The organism is Kitasatospora sp. UYEF31 (genome assembly GCF_057291755.1).
Map to the genome: position 1 here is coordinate 1 of NZ_JBXAWK010000146.1, position 1623 is coordinate 1623.

The following is a 1623-nucleotide window of genomic DNA, read 5'->3' on the forward strand; positions in this document are numbered from 1 at the left end:
AGGTTAGGACAAGTTCAACTAATCAGGCATACAGCACAAGCTGGAGCAGAGGTAAAAGCCTCACATGGGTCTTTTCCTGGGTAAACGCCCTCTCAGAGGGCGGTATGTGAAGTGATGCCGGTTTTCTGATCGCTCGATCGAGTGGGCTGGTATGTAAAGCCGCTGTACGGCGCGGTCAACCCTGTTGGGCTGGCGGGGTGAGTGAACGAAGGGGCTACCCGAGCGACCTGACGGACGAGCGGTGGGCGCTGATCGAGCCGGTGATCACGGCATGGAAGGTGGCGCGTCCCTCGGTCAGCGGTCATCAAGGCCGGTACCCGATGCGCGAGGTCGTCAACGCGATCCTGTACCAGGGCCGGACCGGCTGTCAGTGGTCCTACATGCCCGCGGACCTTCCTCCGCCCGGCGCGGTCAAGTACTACTTCTACACCTGGCGTGACGACGACACCACCGAGACCATCCACGAACTCCTGCGCTGTCAGGTCCGCGAGCGGGCCGGGCGGGCCGAGGATCCGAGCCTGGTGGTGCTCGACACCCAAAGCCTGCACGCCGCCGCCGGGGTTCCCGCCACGACCACCGGCCGTGATGCCGCGAAGAAGGTTCCGGGCCGCAAGCGTGGACTGGCCGTTGACGTGCTCGGGCTGGTGATCGCCGTGGTGGTGATGGCCGCTTCCGTCCACGACAACACCATCGGCGTCGCTCTGCTGGACAAAGTCGCGGCCACCACCTCCACCGTCCAAAAAGCCCTGGTGGACCAGGGGTTCAAGAAGACCGTCGTCGAGCACGGCGCCACCTTGGGCATCGAGGTGGACATCGTCGAACGCAACCCCGACCAGAAGGGCTTCGTTCTGCAACCGATCAGGTGGAGGGTGGAACAGGCCAACGGGATCATGGTGATGCACCGCAGGCTGGTCCGCGAGTACGAGCACACACTGTCCTCCTCGACGTCGCGGGTGTACTGGGCCATAAACGATGTGATGGCCCGCCGGCTGACCGGCACATCCGGTCCGGCGTGGCGCGACGCGTGAGCGGCGACCAACAGCAGACCCTCGGCGCACTGCTCGTCCGCCTGGAGGCCCGCGAGCGGCAGATCGCCGCGGAAACGGAGACCGCGCACGAGCAGATCGCACGGCTCACCACGCTCCTGGCCGGACTCGTCCAGGAGTCCGACCACATCGCGATCACCCGTAAGACACTCCTGGACTTGTCCGACGAGATGGAACCGGCGCCGGTCGCCCCGACCCCGGTCCTACCGGACGGCCCCGACTACCAGGGGATCCTGGCCGTTTTCGCGGACACCGACGTTTCACTACAGGCACGGGACGTCTGTGAGGCGATGGGATTGAACCTCACCCCGAACAACATCAACAACATCCGCAACAAGCTCAGACGCCTGATCAGGAACGGAATCCTGACCGAGCCCGAACCCGGGCAGTTCACCAGGGCACGGCCTGGGCCCACGGCAAGCCCACCGTCGCACCGCTCGCCCTTATCGAAAAGCTGAAACGGGCATAGCCTCACTTACGTGGCTGTACTTCCGGTTCCCGCTCAGCTTCCGCGAGGTCGAGGAGCTGATGCTCGAGCGCGGGGTGATCGTGTCCTACGAGACGATCCGCCGGTGGA

Annotated in this window: 2 protein-coding genes and 1 pseudogene; all 3 read left to right on the forward strand. The window is 64.8% G+C overall.

Annotated elements, in window-relative coordinates:
• Positions 1-197 precede the first annotated feature (197 nt).
• Positions 198-1028: an IS5 family transposase gene (locus tag AC0Z36_RS29600; RefSeq protein WP_485466170.1), complete on the forward strand. Its 831-nt coding sequence runs from the start codon at positions 198-200 to the stop codon at positions 1026-1028.
• A complete protein-coding gene (locus AC0Z36_RS29605; protein WP_485466171.1) occupies positions 1025-1504 on the forward strand; it encodes a hypothetical protein in 480 nt (159 codons plus the stop codon). Before AC0Z36_RS29600 ends, AC0Z36_RS29605 begins: the two co-directional genes overlap by 4 nt.
• A 7-nt stretch (positions 1505-1511) precedes the next feature.
• A pseudogene (locus AC0Z36_RS29610) lies at positions 1512-1623 on the forward strand (IS6 family transposase); the annotation flags it as partial.